Consider the following 14,182-nt stretch of genomic DNA (forward strand, 5'->3'; position numbering starts at 1 on the left):
ATCTTCTACTCCCGAAGCGTCCTCCCGGTGAGCTTCAGAAAGACATCCTCAAGGGTCGCCCGGCGAACAGTGACAGTCGTATGACGGCATGATTCCATCAGCGTATGTGCAATAGCCTGAGGTGTTGCAGTCTGTACCTGGAGGAGATCACCGAAGATATCATAGGAGATATCCGCAGCTTCCAGGCAGGAGATAGCCTCAGGAGTCGGGGTGGTCTCGATGATCTCGGATCCGGCATACTCCCTGACAAGTTTCTCAGGACTCCCCTCAACAAGGATCTTTCCATGATCCATGATGACAAGACGATCGCAGAGCCTTTCTGCTTCATCCAGATAATGCGTCGTCATTACCTGGGTACATCCTTCTGCCTTCAGATGGCGTAATTTCTCCCAGATCAGGTGGCGGGCCTGGGGATCGAGGCCGATGGTGGGTTCATCCAGTATGAGGAGCTGTGGATCATTTATCAGCGCCCGTGCAATGATGAGGCGCCTCTTCATCCCTCCTGAGAGCTTCTCAATCAGAACATCCCTCTTCTCCGAAAGTTGCATGAATGCAAGAAGCTCTTCTGCCTTCGTCTCGGCATCACGGCGGGGTATCCCAAAGTAGCGGCCATAAATCGTCAGATTCTGGAATGCAGAGAAATCAGGATCAAGATTATTCTCCTGGGGTACAATCCCGAGGCGCTCTTTAATCTTCCGTGCATCTTTGTTGACATCCATTCCAAAGACGGAGAGGATCCCTCCGGTCTTGGGTGAGACGCAATGGATCATCTTCATTGTTGTCGTTTTTCCGGCACCATTTGGTCCGAGAAACCCAAATATCTCCTTTTCTTCCACCGCAAAGCTGATCTGGTCAACAGCTGTCAGGTCAGGGAACCGCTTCTCAAGCCCATGTGCTGATATCACCTCCATATAACTACCTTGCTCTCTGTTTGTCTGGTTTGAGACAGGGTGAATCGGACTCCCCGGCATGACTATGATCGTATCGTCTCTTATGTCTGTGCATCACATAGTACCTGAGTGATAGGTACGCTATCAGGCCTTTATCAGGAGAAGAGATGAGCTGGCAGGATATTACAATATCGGTCATCACATTTCTGCTCGCTGCCATGCTCCTACCCCAGCTCGATGATGTGATCCGCCGGGGAGCTGTGGTTAACTTCTTTACAGCGTTCTTTACGAGTTTTCTTGCCTTTACTCTGACATTCATCTTCGCGACCCTCAGCCTCTGGACAGCAACAATCGGGCAGACCACTGTTGCCACGGTCTGGCTTCTTCTGGCATACTACTCCCTCAGAAATGTTCGCGATATGCAGTATCCGGATCAATCCGTTTTTTTTGTGGCACGCGATCATCTCGGGGTGTGGTTGATGGGCATTTCATATGTTCTATCACGTTTTTTCAAGGCTTTCTTAAGAAAAGGATGATATTACTCTCTTTCTCCCCGCACAAGTGATATGATAACGCCGATTGAACAGAGCCCCATGTAGATGAGGAAGGCCATTCTCTGGGCCGCTATAAAGTCTGCGGCCTGTCCGGGTCCGATCTCCATCGAGCCGATGAAGATGGTGAAGAGGAAGAGGGTGATCCCCATCGAGAGGACCATCCCAAGCTGCCGCATCGTCGCTACCGTTCCGGATGCAACACCATACTCGCTGCTTTGTACCGATCCCATCACGGCATTGGTATTTGGGGAAGAGAAGAGGGCAAATCCAAATCCGAGAAATAATAGGGCGAGAATGATTGTTGGTATCGTCGTCCCGGCAGTAATGGTTGCAAGGATGAGAAGACCGACTGCATTGAGTCCCATACCAACGGATGCGACATACTTTGGATCGATTCGATCTGATAACCGCCCCGCCCATGAGGAGAAGAGGACCTGCATCAGGGGCTGACTGACCAGGATCAGTCCGGCACTCTGTGGATCTATCCCCTTAACCACCTGGAGATACAGGCTCAGCAGAAATGCAATAGCAAATGTAGCGCTATAGTTGATGAGGGCAGCAATGTTTGAGAAGGCAAAGACTCTGTTCCTGATAAATATCCGGATATCAAAGACAGGAAATGCGGTTCTTCTCTGATATTCAATAAAAATCGGAAGGAGGATGAGTGCAGAGATAAGAGAGATGACTCCTTTCATCGATGTGATGGATGTGATACCATATATCCCAAGGAAGATCATGCCTGCATACATTCCGGCCCCTGCGAGATCGAATGGTGGAGCTTTGGGGTCTCTCCAGTCTTCATCAAGATAGCGGTGTACCATCACGAGGACAATCATACAGAGTGGAACAAGTGCAAAGAAGATGCTCTGCCATCCGAGATAGTGGGTCAGCACCCCGCCGATGACAGGGCCGAGGGATAGGCCGGCGTAGACACCTGTTACATTGATCCCGAGGGCCCTGCCGCGCTCCTCCTTCGGATAGGCTGATGTAAGGATCGCAACCGACGTTCCAAAGATACAGGCACTCCCGATCCCCTGGAGGGCTCGTATCCCTATCAGAACCATGATTGACGGAGAGAATGGGGCAAGAAATGCTGTTAATCCGATGATAAGAATTCCAATGGTAAATATCTTCCTTCTCCCATAGATATCAGCCATTTTCCCTATCGGGATGAGGAACATCGCACTTGCCAGAAGGTAGACTGTCGGTATCCATCCGAGGAGGATAGCATCAGCACCGAATTCAGAACCAATCTGTGGGATTGCAAGATTGACCATGGACCCGATGAATGGAGTCAGAAACGATCCCATCGTCGAGACGATCAGAACGGCACGAAGAACGGATCTGTCATACATGGTATCCTGCATCCTGCTCACAAACCTGTTGGGAGTCTCCATGGATGACTCCTCCGGTACTCATTCGGGACACCATTATATACTCAGAGGAATAACATTATTTTATGCGTGGTGGATGCTTTTTCGCCGGTGAATGTTTTTATCTCCGGTAGCAGAGCGTATGAACCTTCCGCAGATCAGTTTTTAATTCGACCTGTTAAGCCCGTAGCTTGGGCTTTTTATGGTTTTTATCGCTATTTTAGATATGCCTGATGAGACAGCCGGCAGGTTGTTCTCGATGGGCGTGTATCTGGAGGTTTGGTAGTATGTATGGTAAAGATATTCGTATTGAACGTATCATGGATCGAAAAACGAAAAAGATGATCATCGTCCCGCTCGACCATGGGGTCTCACAGGGTCCTATTCACGGCCTTATTGACCTCTGTGGAACGGTTGATGCCGTTGCTGAGGGTGGGGCAACAGCCGTTCTTGGCCATGTGGGGCTTGCCCTTCATGGCCACCGGCGATCCGGAGAGGATATAGGGCTCATCCTTCACCTCTCTGCCAGTACATCTCTTGGTCCGGATCCAAACAACAAGGTGATCGTCAACAGCGTCACCCATGCCCTGAAGATGGGGGCAGATGCTGTCTCGGTACATGTGAATATCGGGGCAGACTCCGAGTCTGCGATGCTCTCCGATCTCGGGAGAATCTCGATTGAATGTATGGAATGGGGGATGCCACTCCTTGCGATGATGTACCCGAGGGGCAGAAAAATTGAGTGCGAAAGCGATGTGGAACATGTCAAGCTCGCCGCGCGGGTGGCAGCAGAACTCGGTGCAGATCTCGTCAAGACCGTCTACACAGGTGATCCCGACTCATTCCGTGAGGTGACAGAAGGGTGCAGCGTCCCTGTCGTTGTGGCGGGCGGGTCGAAGATGAATGATCGTGAGATGCTTGAGATCGTCGAAGGGTCGATGCTCGGTGGAGCTGCAGGGATTTCTATCGGGAGAAATGTCTTCCAGCACCGGGATCCTGCTGCATTCCTCACTGCTGCCCGCGCAGTCCTGATGGAACAGCGTTCAGTTGAAGAAGCACTGGAGATACTTGAGGGGGGAGAGAAATGATAGGAAAACAGATACGACTTGAGAGGATAATGGATCGTAATACAGGCCGCAGCGTCATCATACCGATGGATCATGGCTTCACACTTGGCCAGATTGAGGGACTCCTTGATATGCCAAAGATCGTCGATGATGTCAGTGCAGGTGGGGCAAATGCCATTATTCTCCATAAAGGTATGGTCAAAGGGGGGCACAGGCGGAGAGGCAGGGATATCGGACTTATCGTCCATCTTTCTGCAAGCACGTCAATGAACCCGGATCCGAATGATAAGGTCTTGATCTGTACCGTGGAAGAGGCGATCACCCTTGGTGCCGATGCCGTCTCGATTCATATCAACCTTGGTGCTCCACAGGAATCGAGGATGATCGAGGCAGCCGGGATCATCTCACAGGAATGCAACCGGTGGGGGATGCCGCTTCTCATCATGATATACGCCCGTGGAAAGGATATCGATCCTGATGATCCCATCGCCATCGCCCATTGTGTCAGGGTTGCAGAAGAGCTTGGGGCAGATCTCATAAAGACCAATTACCCCCGGGATAAAGAGGCATTCAGACGGATCGTTGCCGCCTGTTCAGTCCCGATCCTCATCGCCGGTGGGGAGAAAGGGGGCGATCTTGCGGCACTGGAGATGATCGACGATGCCATCGACTCCGGGGGATCAGGCGTCTGCATGGGAAGGAATGCATTCCAGCGAGAGAATACCACAGAATTTGTCCATGCGATCTGCCGGGTCGTTCATGACCGTGATAATCCGGCGGCTGTTGAGAGGCGGCTTGCATGAAGGAGTTCTGGGTTGAGATCCGGCCCTGGAAGAAGGAGGCTGCACTTGCTGCGATTGAGGGGGGAGCAACCGCGCTCCTCCTCGATACTAAGGAAGATGCTGCGTCGCTTGCCAGGATTCCGATCATCGCACCTGATGGCGATCTCCTTGAAGGCAGGGACTTCCGGAGGGTAGAGATCACTGATAAGGCATCTGAGGAGAAGGCGGCAGAGTCTGCCCGTCTGGGTCCTGTCATCGTGAGTACAACCGATTGGACGGTGATTCCACTGGAGAATCTCGTGGCAGTCTCAGATCGTATTATTGCCGGGGTGGAAGATGAGGCTGAGGCTGAACTTGCCCTTGGCATTCTTGAGAAAGGGGTCGGGGGACTTCTCCTGACATCTGATGATCCTGATATCATCCGGCGTGTCGCCGCTCTCATCGAAGGGGGTGCCGGAACAGTCCCGCTTGTCCCCTTGACCATCACCGGGATCACCCCTGTCGGTGTCGGGGACAGGGTCTGTATCGATACCTGCTCCCTCTTCGCTGAAGGGGAGGGGATGCTCGTTGGTAATACCTCCTCTGCCCTTCTGCTCGTTGCCGCCGAGACACTTGAGAACCCCTATGTCTCACCCCGTCCATTCAGGGTGAATGCAGGGGCGGTCCATATGTATATCCTCGCCCCGGACGGCAGGACACGGTACCTCTCCGAGATCGGAGCAGGAGATGACGGGACTGCCGTCGCAGAAGCGGGTAAAACCCGGACGGTCGCGGTTGGACGCGTGAAGATCGAACGGCGTCCTCTTCTTCTGATCGAGGCGGAGGGTGAGGGGCAGACGGCTAGTGCCATTATCCAGAATGCTGAGACGGTACGGCTCGTTGGCGAAGACGGGGTTGCACGGAGTGTCGTGGAGCTGAAGCCGGGTGATCGGATACTTGGCCATCTGATGAAAGGAGGGCGGCATTTTGGGGTTGCCATCGATGAGACCATCCTTGAGAGATGATGGCCGCAATGTCGGGATCATCGGAGGAACCGGCCGGATGGGAGAGATCTTCGCCAGGGTCTTTGAGGCAGCAGGCTGTACAGTTGAGGTGATCGGCCGGGCTGATCCTGGTGAGTATCGTACCCTTGCCCGGCGGTGCAGCGTGATCCTGATCTCGGTACCGATCGATGTGACCGAAGCGGTCATCTCTTCCGTCACTCCGGTACTTGAAGAGGATCAGTTGATCGCAGATCTCACCTCTCTCAAGATGATGCCGGTCGCTGCGATGATGGCATCACGGGCTGAGGTGATCGGTCTCCACCCCCTCTTTGGACCGCATATGGCGACCCTCGAAGGGCAGAAGATGATCATGACCCCCGCACGCTCCTCTCAGGCGACGGCAGACTGGCTCAGGGAGATCTTCGAGGCGGTCGGGATGTCCGTCACCGAAGCTACTGCAGAAGAACATGATCATGCGATGGCGGTGATGCAGGGGCTCATCCATTTCCAGAGTGTGGTGCTTGCAATGACCCTCAGGAGATTGGAACTCCCGATATCCCGCCTCCTCCCGTTTGCAACACCGAATGCGCATGCATCCCTGGCCTTTATGGCACGGACGCTTTCTCAGGATGGCGGGCTGTACGGTGGAATGCTCCTTGGAAATCAGGAAATCCAGAAGATCCTCGCCACGTATACCCTCTCCATCAATGCATTGGAGGATACGATTGGATCAGGAGATCTCGAGGCATTTGTCAGGGAGTTTGAGATGAATGCCGACTTCGCAAAGGAATTCTCTGATGCAGCGCTTCCGCTCACCGACCGCCTCCTTGACACGGTGGTGAGGGAATGGTGATCGCTGCCTTGGGGCCTGAAGGTACGTTCAGCCACGAACTTGTCGTCCGTCTCTGCAGGGAAGAGCCGCTCCTCCTCCCGACCATCTCACGGGTATTTGCAATGGTAGAGAATGGCGAGGCGATCGGCTTTGTTCCGATCGAGAACAGCGAAGCAGGGGGTGTGGGCCCGACCCTGGATGGCCTCTGCGACTATGATGTCAGTATAACCGGGGAATGCTACCTCCCGGTCCACCACCACCTTGCATCATCCTTGAGTCTGGATGAGATCACGGTGATATATGCTCACCCACAGACCCATGAGCAGTGCAGTCGTGCACTTGACCGACTCACTATTCCCGTGATTCATACAAGCAGCAATGCAGAGAGTGCATTACTGGCAGATTCGAAGGAGGGGGCGGCGGCAGTCATCTCGGATGGTGCCGCAGCCTACTATCATATCCCGATTATCCTCCGTGATCTCCAGAACAGCCGATCGAATACCACGCGGTTCATCAGGATAGATCGGGATCCATATACCGAAGGGGATGCGGTCAAATGCAGTATTCTCATCGATCCTGCGCAAGATTCCCCCGGCCTCCTTCATGCCCTCCTATCACCGTTTGCAGAGAGGAAGATCAACCTCTCACGGATCGAGTCCCGCCCTTCCGGCCGGGGTATCGGGAGTTACCGGTTCTTCCTTGATTTTGAGGCAGTACCAACGGCGAATGATGCACTTGCTGTCCTGAAGAGGAAGGGGCTGGTGCGGGAATTTGGTTGTTATCCACGCCTTGAGGTGCCGGAATGATAGTTCATCTGGAGAAGAGGCAGGACCCTGTTGATCTGGTTATACAGGCTCCCCCTTCGAAGAGTTATACCCACCGTGCCTTCATCGCCGCAGCACTTGCAGATGGGGAGTCCTTCATTGAAGATCCTCTCATCGCAGAGGACACACTTCTGACCCTCCAGGCACTCAGGACCCTTGGAGTAAAAGTTGAAGAAGAAGAGGGGGGCATTCGTATTCATGGAACCCGGGGGGCTCTTCGGCCGGGGCGGCCTGTCACCATCGATCTGAAGAACTCGGGAACGAGCATGCGCCTCCTTGCATCCGTCTCACTTCTCGCCGATCATCCGGTCATCCTCACCGGAAGTCCCCGTATGTGTGAACGCCCGATCGGGGATCTCGTCGAAGCAATCAACCGTATCGGGGGGACAGTCCGGTACCTTGGCCGTCCGGGCTACCCGCCGATTGAGGTCTCCGGCAGACTGCTTGGTGGGCAGGTCAGACTTCCATCTGGTGTCAGCAGCCAGTTCGTCACCTCCCTCCTGATGACCGCCCCGTATGCAGCGGAACCAATCGAGGTGCGGACCGGGGAGAACCCTGTATCAGCCAGTTACCTTGGCATCACCACTGATCTGATGAGAAACTTCGGTATCAACGTAGATGAGAGCAAACCGGGTCTCTTTCGGGTCCCCAATACCTCGGCATATCTTTCCCGGAGATACTCCGTCGAGGGTGATTACTCCTCTGCATCGTATTTCTTTGGCATCGGAGCCATCTGCGGAGGAGAGGTGACAGTGACAAACCTGAAGAAGGGATCCCCGCAGGGTGACCGGGGTTTTCCCGCCATCCTTGAGATGATGGGATGCCGGGTACAGTCCGGAGAGACCTCGGTTCATCTCCGGATGGAAGGCCCCCTCTCAGGGACAGATATCAATATGTCTTCGATGCCCGATACCGTCCAGACCCTCTCTGCGGTTGCTGCGTTTGCAGACAGCCCCACAGAGATTACTGGTGTTGGACACCTCCGTCATAAGGAGAGTGATCGGATCGAGGCTATCAGGCGTGTCCTTACGGCATTGGGTGCGGAAGTGGTCGCATCCGGCGATGCAATCCGGATAACCTCCGGCAGACTGCACGGTGGAGTTATTGATCCGGAGAATGATCACAGGACTGCGATGAGTGGTGCTCTTCTTGGACTTGGGATTGGTGATGTCAGCATTCTGGATGCAGGCTGTGTTGCCAAGTCATATCCTGCTTTCTGGGATCTCCTGATGGAGGCGGGATTATGGAACGGTATGTGATCATCGGTCTGCGGGGTACCGGGAAGTCAACGATTGGGAGATTGCTGGCAGATAGGATCGCTGTTCCCTTCCATGATACCGATGCCCTCATTCAGGGACGAACTGGTCTCCGTATCCCTGAGATCTTCTCCAGGTATGGTGAGGAAGAATTCAGGAGGATTGAGCGGGAGGTGATCGCATCACTTCCGGCCGGCCCGGCAGTTATTGCAACCGGGGGTGGTGCGGTGATGGATCAGAGAAACAGGCTTCTCCTCCGGCAGGGGGCACATATCATCCTCCTGACAGCAGATCAGGCAACCCTCGCCGCCCGCACCCGGCGGAGTGGACGGCCTCCTCTCACCCATCTCTCTGCTGAGGAGGAGATACATCATCTTGCAGAGAGACGTGGTCCCATCTACCGTGGTTGTGCTGATCTCTGTATCAGCACCACCGGAGAGAATCCCGATCGGATTGTTGATCGGATCCTGAGCTGCCGGGGTATGACGGAGCGAAATATGCCCCTTGCCGGTCAATATTCTCTGGATATTTCCCGTGCTGATCTCAGGGATATGCCACTCATATCTGCCATTACCGGAAACCCTGTCTCCCATAGCAGAAGCCCGGATCTCTATAACCGGCTCTTTTCAGAATATGGCATCCCTGGGCGGTATATCTTTCTTCCGGCTTCGTCAGCAGAGGATGCGATCAGGGCGATGCGGGCCCTTGGTGCGAAAGGACTATCTGTTACGATCCCGTTCAAAGAGACGATGGTATCCTGTATCGATGAGCCCGATGAGGATGTCACCGCGATTGGTGCCCTGAACACTGTCGTTGGTTGTGGCGACCGCCTCTATGGCCATAATACCGACTGGATTGGTGTTCGGGAGCCTCTCAGGGATCTGGTGGGTTCTGATGCCCTCGTCGTCGGTGCAGGGGGTGCCGCCGCTGCTGCCGTCTATGCACTCCTTTCACTGGATATGCGGGTGCAGATAGCGAACAGGACCCCGGAACGGGGGGAGGTACTGGCAGAACGGTTCGGATGTACTGCCATCCCCTTCCAGGAGATCAAAGCTCCGGATCTGATCATCAATGCGACATCAGTCGGTATGAAGGAGAGCGATGGCTCGCCTGTCCCCTCCTCTCTCCTCAAGCCCGGGGTCACCGTCTTTGATCTCGTTTATACACCTCCGATGACCCCGCTCCTCAGGGAAGCATCGGCGGCTGGCTGCAGAATTATCAAGGGAACGGAGATGTTTATCTACCAGGCAACAGCACAGTTCCGGCTCCTTACCGGGATCGATCCCGATCCCTCGAAGATCAGGGAGGTACTGGGATGATGAATACCTTCGGCCACCTCTTCCGTGCCACCACTTTTGGGGAGAGCCATGGTCCTGCCATTGGCGTTGTGATAGACGGCTGCCCTCCGGGTATCCCTCTGAATGAAGCAGATATCCAGCCGCTTATGGAGCGGAGACGACCAGGACGTGGTCCGACGACCTCCCCACGAAATGAGCTGGATCAGGTTGAGATCCTCTCCGGAGTCTTTGAGGGGCAGACCACCGGCATGCCCATTGCGATCCTGATCCGATCAACCGGTGCAGAGAGCAGGGATTATGAGTCTCTCCGTTCGGTCGTCCGGCCCGGTCATGCAGACCGGACCTACCAGCAGAAGTACGGGATCCGTGATCACCGAGGCGGAGGAAGAAGTTCCGGCCGTGAGACCGCGGCACGGGTCGCGGCGGGGGCTGTTGCAATGAAATGCCTTGGCCTGAAGGGGATGACGATACGTAGCAGAATTACCGAGGTTCATGGTGTGTCCGATCCCGCACTCTTCGATGCGGAGATTTTGAAGGCAAAGGAGCGGGGCGACTCGGTCGGCGGCTGTCTTGAGGTAATAGCAGACGGCTGTCCTCCCGGTCTTGGTGATCCCGTCTTCGGGAAACTGGATGCCGCTATCGCAGGGGCGATGATGGGGATCGGTGCCGTCAAAGGGGTTGAGATTGGAGAAGGGTTTGCCTCTGCAGGAATGTATGGGAGCGAGTGGAATGATCCCCTCTTCAGATCAGGACCGGCGACGAACCATGCAGGGGGGATTCTTGGTGGGATCAGCAATGGAGAGCCGATATATCTGCGGCTGGCAATCAAGCCGACACCCTCCGTCTCCATCCCCCAGGAGACGGTTGACCTGGATGGTACTGAGAGGGTGATTGAGATCAAAGGACGCCATGATCCCTGTATCGTCCCGAGAGCACAGGTTGTTGCGGAATGTATGCTCGCGCTTGTTCTCATTGACGCACTGCTGATGCGGGATCGGTTCAGTGGTTTTGTATAAATTGTCCCGGCAGCCGGATCACCAAATCCGGCCCCCATTCTCCTGATGACACCGTGTTCCTAAGATGCCCCATCCCGGGTGAGGAGCGAGATGATCGCCCGCATCTCCCTGATATGGTACTGCCCGGCGGCAGTCGGCTCCCCGGCATGGCAGTATGCACAGGCCGATCCCATCATCAGGAAGAACGGACGGAGCCATGCGTATGCCGACCCCATGATCGAGAGGCAGATCGGCTTTTCCGCATCCAGAAGATACCGGAGCAGGAGCAGTGCATCCTCGTCTGTTCCGGGTGCAAGAACGATCTTAGGTATATCACCAAACCTTCGGAGCCGGCTGGAGAGGTTGAGAAACTGATCTGCATCAAGCATCAGGTCGGCATGGTAGGAGGCGACCACAATCTTTTGCAGGCCACTGATCCATCCTGCATGTTCAGAGAACCGCTCCTCAATATCGACCATATCGCAGAATGGAAGATACGGCTCAATTTGTCGCCTCCACTCATCAGGATCACCCGTGAACCGCCCTCCTTCGACAACACTCCGGAGGGTGAGAAGGATCCTCCCGCTCCAAATTTGTCGCACCCTGGCCAGATCATTTGCGGTCAGTCCGTCGATGAGATCAAGCCGGATTTCTATTGCCCAAGGGTCCTCTGCGACGACAGCCTCGAGATCTGTGAGTGAATGCAGTGACACAATCAGGTTCATTGGTCTCCTCGCTGGAGGAACTGCCCGGTTGTGATCCCTCCCCATGCAACCATTCGTATCTCCTCCTTCAATGCCTTCAGCTCTTCCGCACCTGCGGCTAATGCCTCATGATACGCCCTGCAGACGATCCGGGCATACGTTTTTGTCCTGCCCCGAACCTCGATCCCGAGGATGGCAACACCGGCATCGAGGATCAGATGCAGATGATCGATGAGACAGGTCTCCACAGCATTGCTGATGATGGTTCGGCACTCTGCATCCACCCTGACCGGGAAGAGTCGCCCGGTATGATCTGCGAGTGCAGAGAGGCGCACATCCCCGCCACCGGGGCAGGGGAATCTCCCTTGTGCAGGGCAGTGTTCGGTGATCATTGCTGGTACGGATCCCTGGACAAAGAGCTCGATCACCTCCCCCCCGGAGATGCCCAGACGCTGGACTTCTCTATATGAGATCTCATGTGAGAGGCTGAGTGATTGATGGTCCGGCTTCATCTCTTCGATCGCTTGACGGTTCATCAGGTTCAGCCCGGATGAGCCGGCAATCTCAATATCTGGTACAATTTCGCGGATCGCCTCTGCCATACCCACGCCCCCGACCATCACGCCTCGAAGCCCTCTGGCAGAGGCTTCACCCAGGATCGGCAATGCATAATCGAGGAATCGCTTTCGGGTTATCTCAGGAAACTTCCAGAAGCAGGTTGCACCATGCTCATTGCAGAGGGATATGATGCTGGAGAGATCATGAAGAACAGTCTCCTGCCACCTCTCTTTTGAGAAGACGGTCCGCTTCTCACAGGATGCGATAGGATGAGCCGGCTCATAGTAGATCCTGGTTGCTCCGCCATCAAGAGCTCCGGCCACCTCATCCATCGAAGAGGCATAGATGGCAAGTATCGGGGTATCAACCCTCTCTGATCGCCTCTCATCTTTCATTGACCTGAGACAATCCCGCCACCTCTCTTCTGCCGCTTCCAACTCCCGGGGGGGACCCGCTCTCAGCGCAGCCTCTGCAGCAGATATAAGATCCCGCCTCAGTTCTGTGAGCACCCTGATTGGGAGGAAGAGACCTCCGGGATATAAGATCGAATGAATTGTAATGGTAAAGCCGGTCTCGCCGGTCCTTGTCATGAGATCAATGATCGTCTCTTCAGTGACCGGCCGGGTCTCTGCCGGAACCATCGGAGAAGAGGATCGTGCCGAGATAGTGATCCCGCCTCCCCAGGGTGCGGATACGTATCCATCAAGCCTGAGATGATCCCCTTCCATCGATATAGAGAGTTCAATTTCGACTTTTCTCCCACCCCCACGATTATATGAGGCGATGGTTCCTGCTGCATCTTCCTCGACGGCACGTCGTTTATTAATGGCAACATCCATCCCCGTCTTCACCGGAACCGGCGTCTTCAAACGGAGTGTCCCTTCTCGTATCCTGACAGGAGCATGAACGTCACAACCAACATCATCCTCGCCATCTTTATAAAAGACGACTCCGTCCCCGCGTTCGGGATACGGTTTTGAGAGATCCCCGATGACTGCCTCCCCTTTGTTTCGATCATACCAGGTGACGGTGCCAAACCGGACTCCACGACTGTCAGGGCGATCTTCTGAGACGAGAGCAGTTCCCTTCGCTCCGAAGAGATGGCCTTCGGTGAACCCCCTGGAAAAGACGAAGGCGGAGTTGCAGAGTGCCTCCTCATCAGGTACAAACGTGCCCGATGCTATCTGATCGAGTGCCTTCCGGTACAGGGAGACGACTGTAGCGACATACGCCGGAGACTTCATCCGCCCTTCGATCTTCAGTGCTGCTACTCCCGCCGTGATCACCTCAGGCAGGCGGGTACATATGGCAAGATCCCGTGGTGAGAGGAGGTACCGTGGCTCGGTATTCACCCCTTTTCTAATAACTGGTCGTCCATACGGGTCTATATTGCCGATCACCGGCTGATACAGGCGCCGGCAGGGTTGTGCACAGGATCCCCGGTTGCCACTCCTCCCTCCGATGACAGATGAAAGGAGGCACTGGCCTGAGTAGCCCATGCAGAGTGCTCCATGGGCAAAGACCTCAATCCCGACACCGAGCGCATCTGCCTGACGGGTTATCTCTCTGACCTCATCGAGGGTGAGTTCACGTGCAAGGACGATCCTGGATATACCCTTTCTGGCAGCATATCGCAGCCCCTCGGTGGAGTGAATTGTCATCTGGGTGGATGCGTGGAGCAGGAGATCCGGAAGCATAATCCGTGCGATCCGCAGAACCCCCTGATCCTGAACGAGGATGGCATCCGTTCCAATCCGGTACAGGTAGAGGAGATAGTCACCGACATCAGGAATCTCGTCATCGGAAAGAAGGGTGTTTGCGGTGACATAGACCCGGATACCCCGTCCATGTGCATCAGATATGACCTCTCGAAGGGCATCATCATCAAAATTCGTCGCATACGCCCTGGCACCGAACCGTGTACCGGAGAGATACACAGCATCTGCTCCTGCTGCTACTGCAGCCTCAAACGCCTCCCGTGATCCCGCAGGGGCAAGGAGTTCAGGGATATCAGTACGCCTCTCCATCACGAGTACTATGGTATCCCTGGAGATAAAGAAAAGGTT

Annotated in this window: 13 protein-coding genes; 9 read left to right on the top strand and 4 right to left on the bottom strand. The window is 54.8% G+C overall.

What is annotated here, in order from left to right; all coding sequences use genetic code 11:
• Positions 1 to 5: 5 nt before the first annotated feature.
• The gene (locus RJ53_RS01270) at positions 6 to 911 is read right to left on the bottom strand and encodes an ABC transporter ATP-binding protein (protein ID WP_211529787.1); all 906 of its coding nucleotides are present in this window, start codon (positions 909 to 911) and stop codon (positions 6 to 8) included.
• 146 nt (positions 912 to 1,057) lie between these two features.
• On the opposite strand from RJ53_RS01270, the gene RJ53_RS01275 reads away from it, so the two are divergent.
• Positions 1,058 to 1,426 (top strand): hypothetical protein, encoded by a 369-nt coding sequence (locus tag RJ53_RS01275; RefSeq protein ID WP_211529788.1) that lies wholly within the window; start codon positions 1,058 to 1,060, stop codon positions 1,424 to 1,426.
• A 2-nt stretch (positions 1,427 to 1,428) separates the two neighbouring features.
• Here RJ53_RS01275 and RJ53_RS01280 read toward each other — a convergent pair whose 3' ends face one another.
• A complete protein-coding gene (locus tag RJ53_RS01280) occupies positions 1,429 to 2,841 on the bottom strand; it encodes an MFS transporter (RefSeq protein ID WP_246495914.1) in 1,413 nt (470 codons plus the stop codon).
• 263 nt (positions 2,842 to 3,104) lie between these two features.
• Between RJ53_RS01280 and RJ53_RS01285 the strand changes: the two genes are divergently transcribed.
• Genes RJ53_RS01285 through RJ53_RS01320 form a run of 8 tightly spaced genes read left to right on the top strand, consistent with a single transcriptional unit; the run spans position 3,105 to position 10,875 of the window.
• Positions 3,105 to 3,905, top strand: a complete 801-nt coding sequence (locus RJ53_RS01285; protein WP_211529789.1) for a 2-amino-3,7-dideoxy-D-threo-hept-6-ulosonate synthase — start codon at positions 3,105 to 3,107, stop codon at positions 3,903 to 3,905.
• A complete protein-coding gene (locus RJ53_RS01290) occupies positions 3,902 to 4,687 on the top strand; it encodes a 2-amino-3,7-dideoxy-D-threo-hept-6-ulosonate synthase (protein WP_211529790.1) in 786 nt (261 codons plus the stop codon). The genes RJ53_RS01285 and RJ53_RS01290 overlap by 4 nt, the downstream gene beginning before the upstream one ends.
• Complete coding sequence (locus tag RJ53_RS01295) at positions 4,684 to 5,670, top strand: 3-dehydroquinate synthase II (protein WP_211529791.1); 987 nt, start codon at positions 4,684 to 4,686, stop codon at positions 5,668 to 5,670. The genes RJ53_RS01290 and RJ53_RS01295 overlap by 4 nt, the downstream gene beginning before the upstream one ends.
• Complete coding sequence (locus RJ53_RS01300; protein ID WP_211529792.1) at positions 5,648 to 6,502, top strand: prephenate dehydrogenase/arogenate dehydrogenase family protein; 855 nt, start codon at positions 5,648 to 5,650, stop codon at positions 6,500 to 6,502. The genes RJ53_RS01295 and RJ53_RS01300 overlap by 23 nt, the downstream gene beginning before the upstream one ends.
• Complete coding sequence (locus RJ53_RS01305) at positions 6,496 to 7,287, top strand: prephenate dehydratase (RefSeq protein WP_211529793.1); 792 nt, start codon at positions 6,496 to 6,498, stop codon at positions 7,285 to 7,287. Before RJ53_RS01300 ends, RJ53_RS01305 begins: the two co-directional genes overlap by 7 nt.
• Positions 7,284 to 8,564 carry a 3-phosphoshikimate 1-carboxyvinyltransferase gene (gene aroA, locus RJ53_RS01310; RefSeq protein ID WP_211529794.1) on the top strand — a complete coding sequence of 427 codons (1,281 nt, stop codon included), beginning with the start codon at positions 7,284 to 7,286 and terminating at the stop codon, positions 8,562 to 8,564. The genes RJ53_RS01305 and aroA overlap by 4 nt, the downstream gene beginning before the upstream one ends.
• On the top strand, positions 8,549 to 9,880 hold the full coding sequence (gene aroE / locus RJ53_RS01315) for a shikimate dehydrogenase (protein WP_211529795.1): 1,332 nt from the start codon (positions 8,549 to 8,551) through the stop codon (positions 9,878 to 9,880). Before aroA ends, aroE begins: the two co-directional genes overlap by 16 nt.
• The gene (locus RJ53_RS01320) at positions 9,880 to 10,875 is read left to right on the top strand and encodes a chorismate synthase (protein WP_211529841.1); all 996 of its coding nucleotides are present in this window, start codon (positions 9,880 to 9,882) and stop codon (positions 10,873 to 10,875) included. Before aroE ends, RJ53_RS01320 begins: the two co-directional genes overlap by 1 nt.
• 59 nt (positions 10,876 to 10,934) lie before the next feature.
• Here the strand turns inward: RJ53_RS01320 and RJ53_RS01325 are convergent, their stop codons facing one another.
• A complete protein-coding gene (locus tag RJ53_RS01325) occupies positions 10,935 to 11,579 on the bottom strand; it encodes a type I 3-dehydroquinate dehydratase (protein ID WP_211529796.1) in 645 nt (214 codons plus the stop codon).
• The gene (locus RJ53_RS01330) at positions 11,576 to 14,143 is read right to left on the bottom strand and encodes a U32 family peptidase (RefSeq protein WP_211529797.1); all 2,568 of its coding nucleotides are present in this window, start codon (positions 14,141 to 14,143) and stop codon (positions 11,576 to 11,578) included. Before RJ53_RS01330 ends, RJ53_RS01325 begins: the two co-directional genes overlap by 4 nt.
• Positions 14,144 to 14,182 lie beyond the last annotated feature (39 nt).

Source organism: Methanocalculus chunghsingensis, assembly GCF_018132105.1.
GTDB lineage: Archaea > Halobacteriota > Methanomicrobia > Methanomicrobiales > Methanocorpusculaceae > Methanocalculus > Methanocalculus chunghsingensis.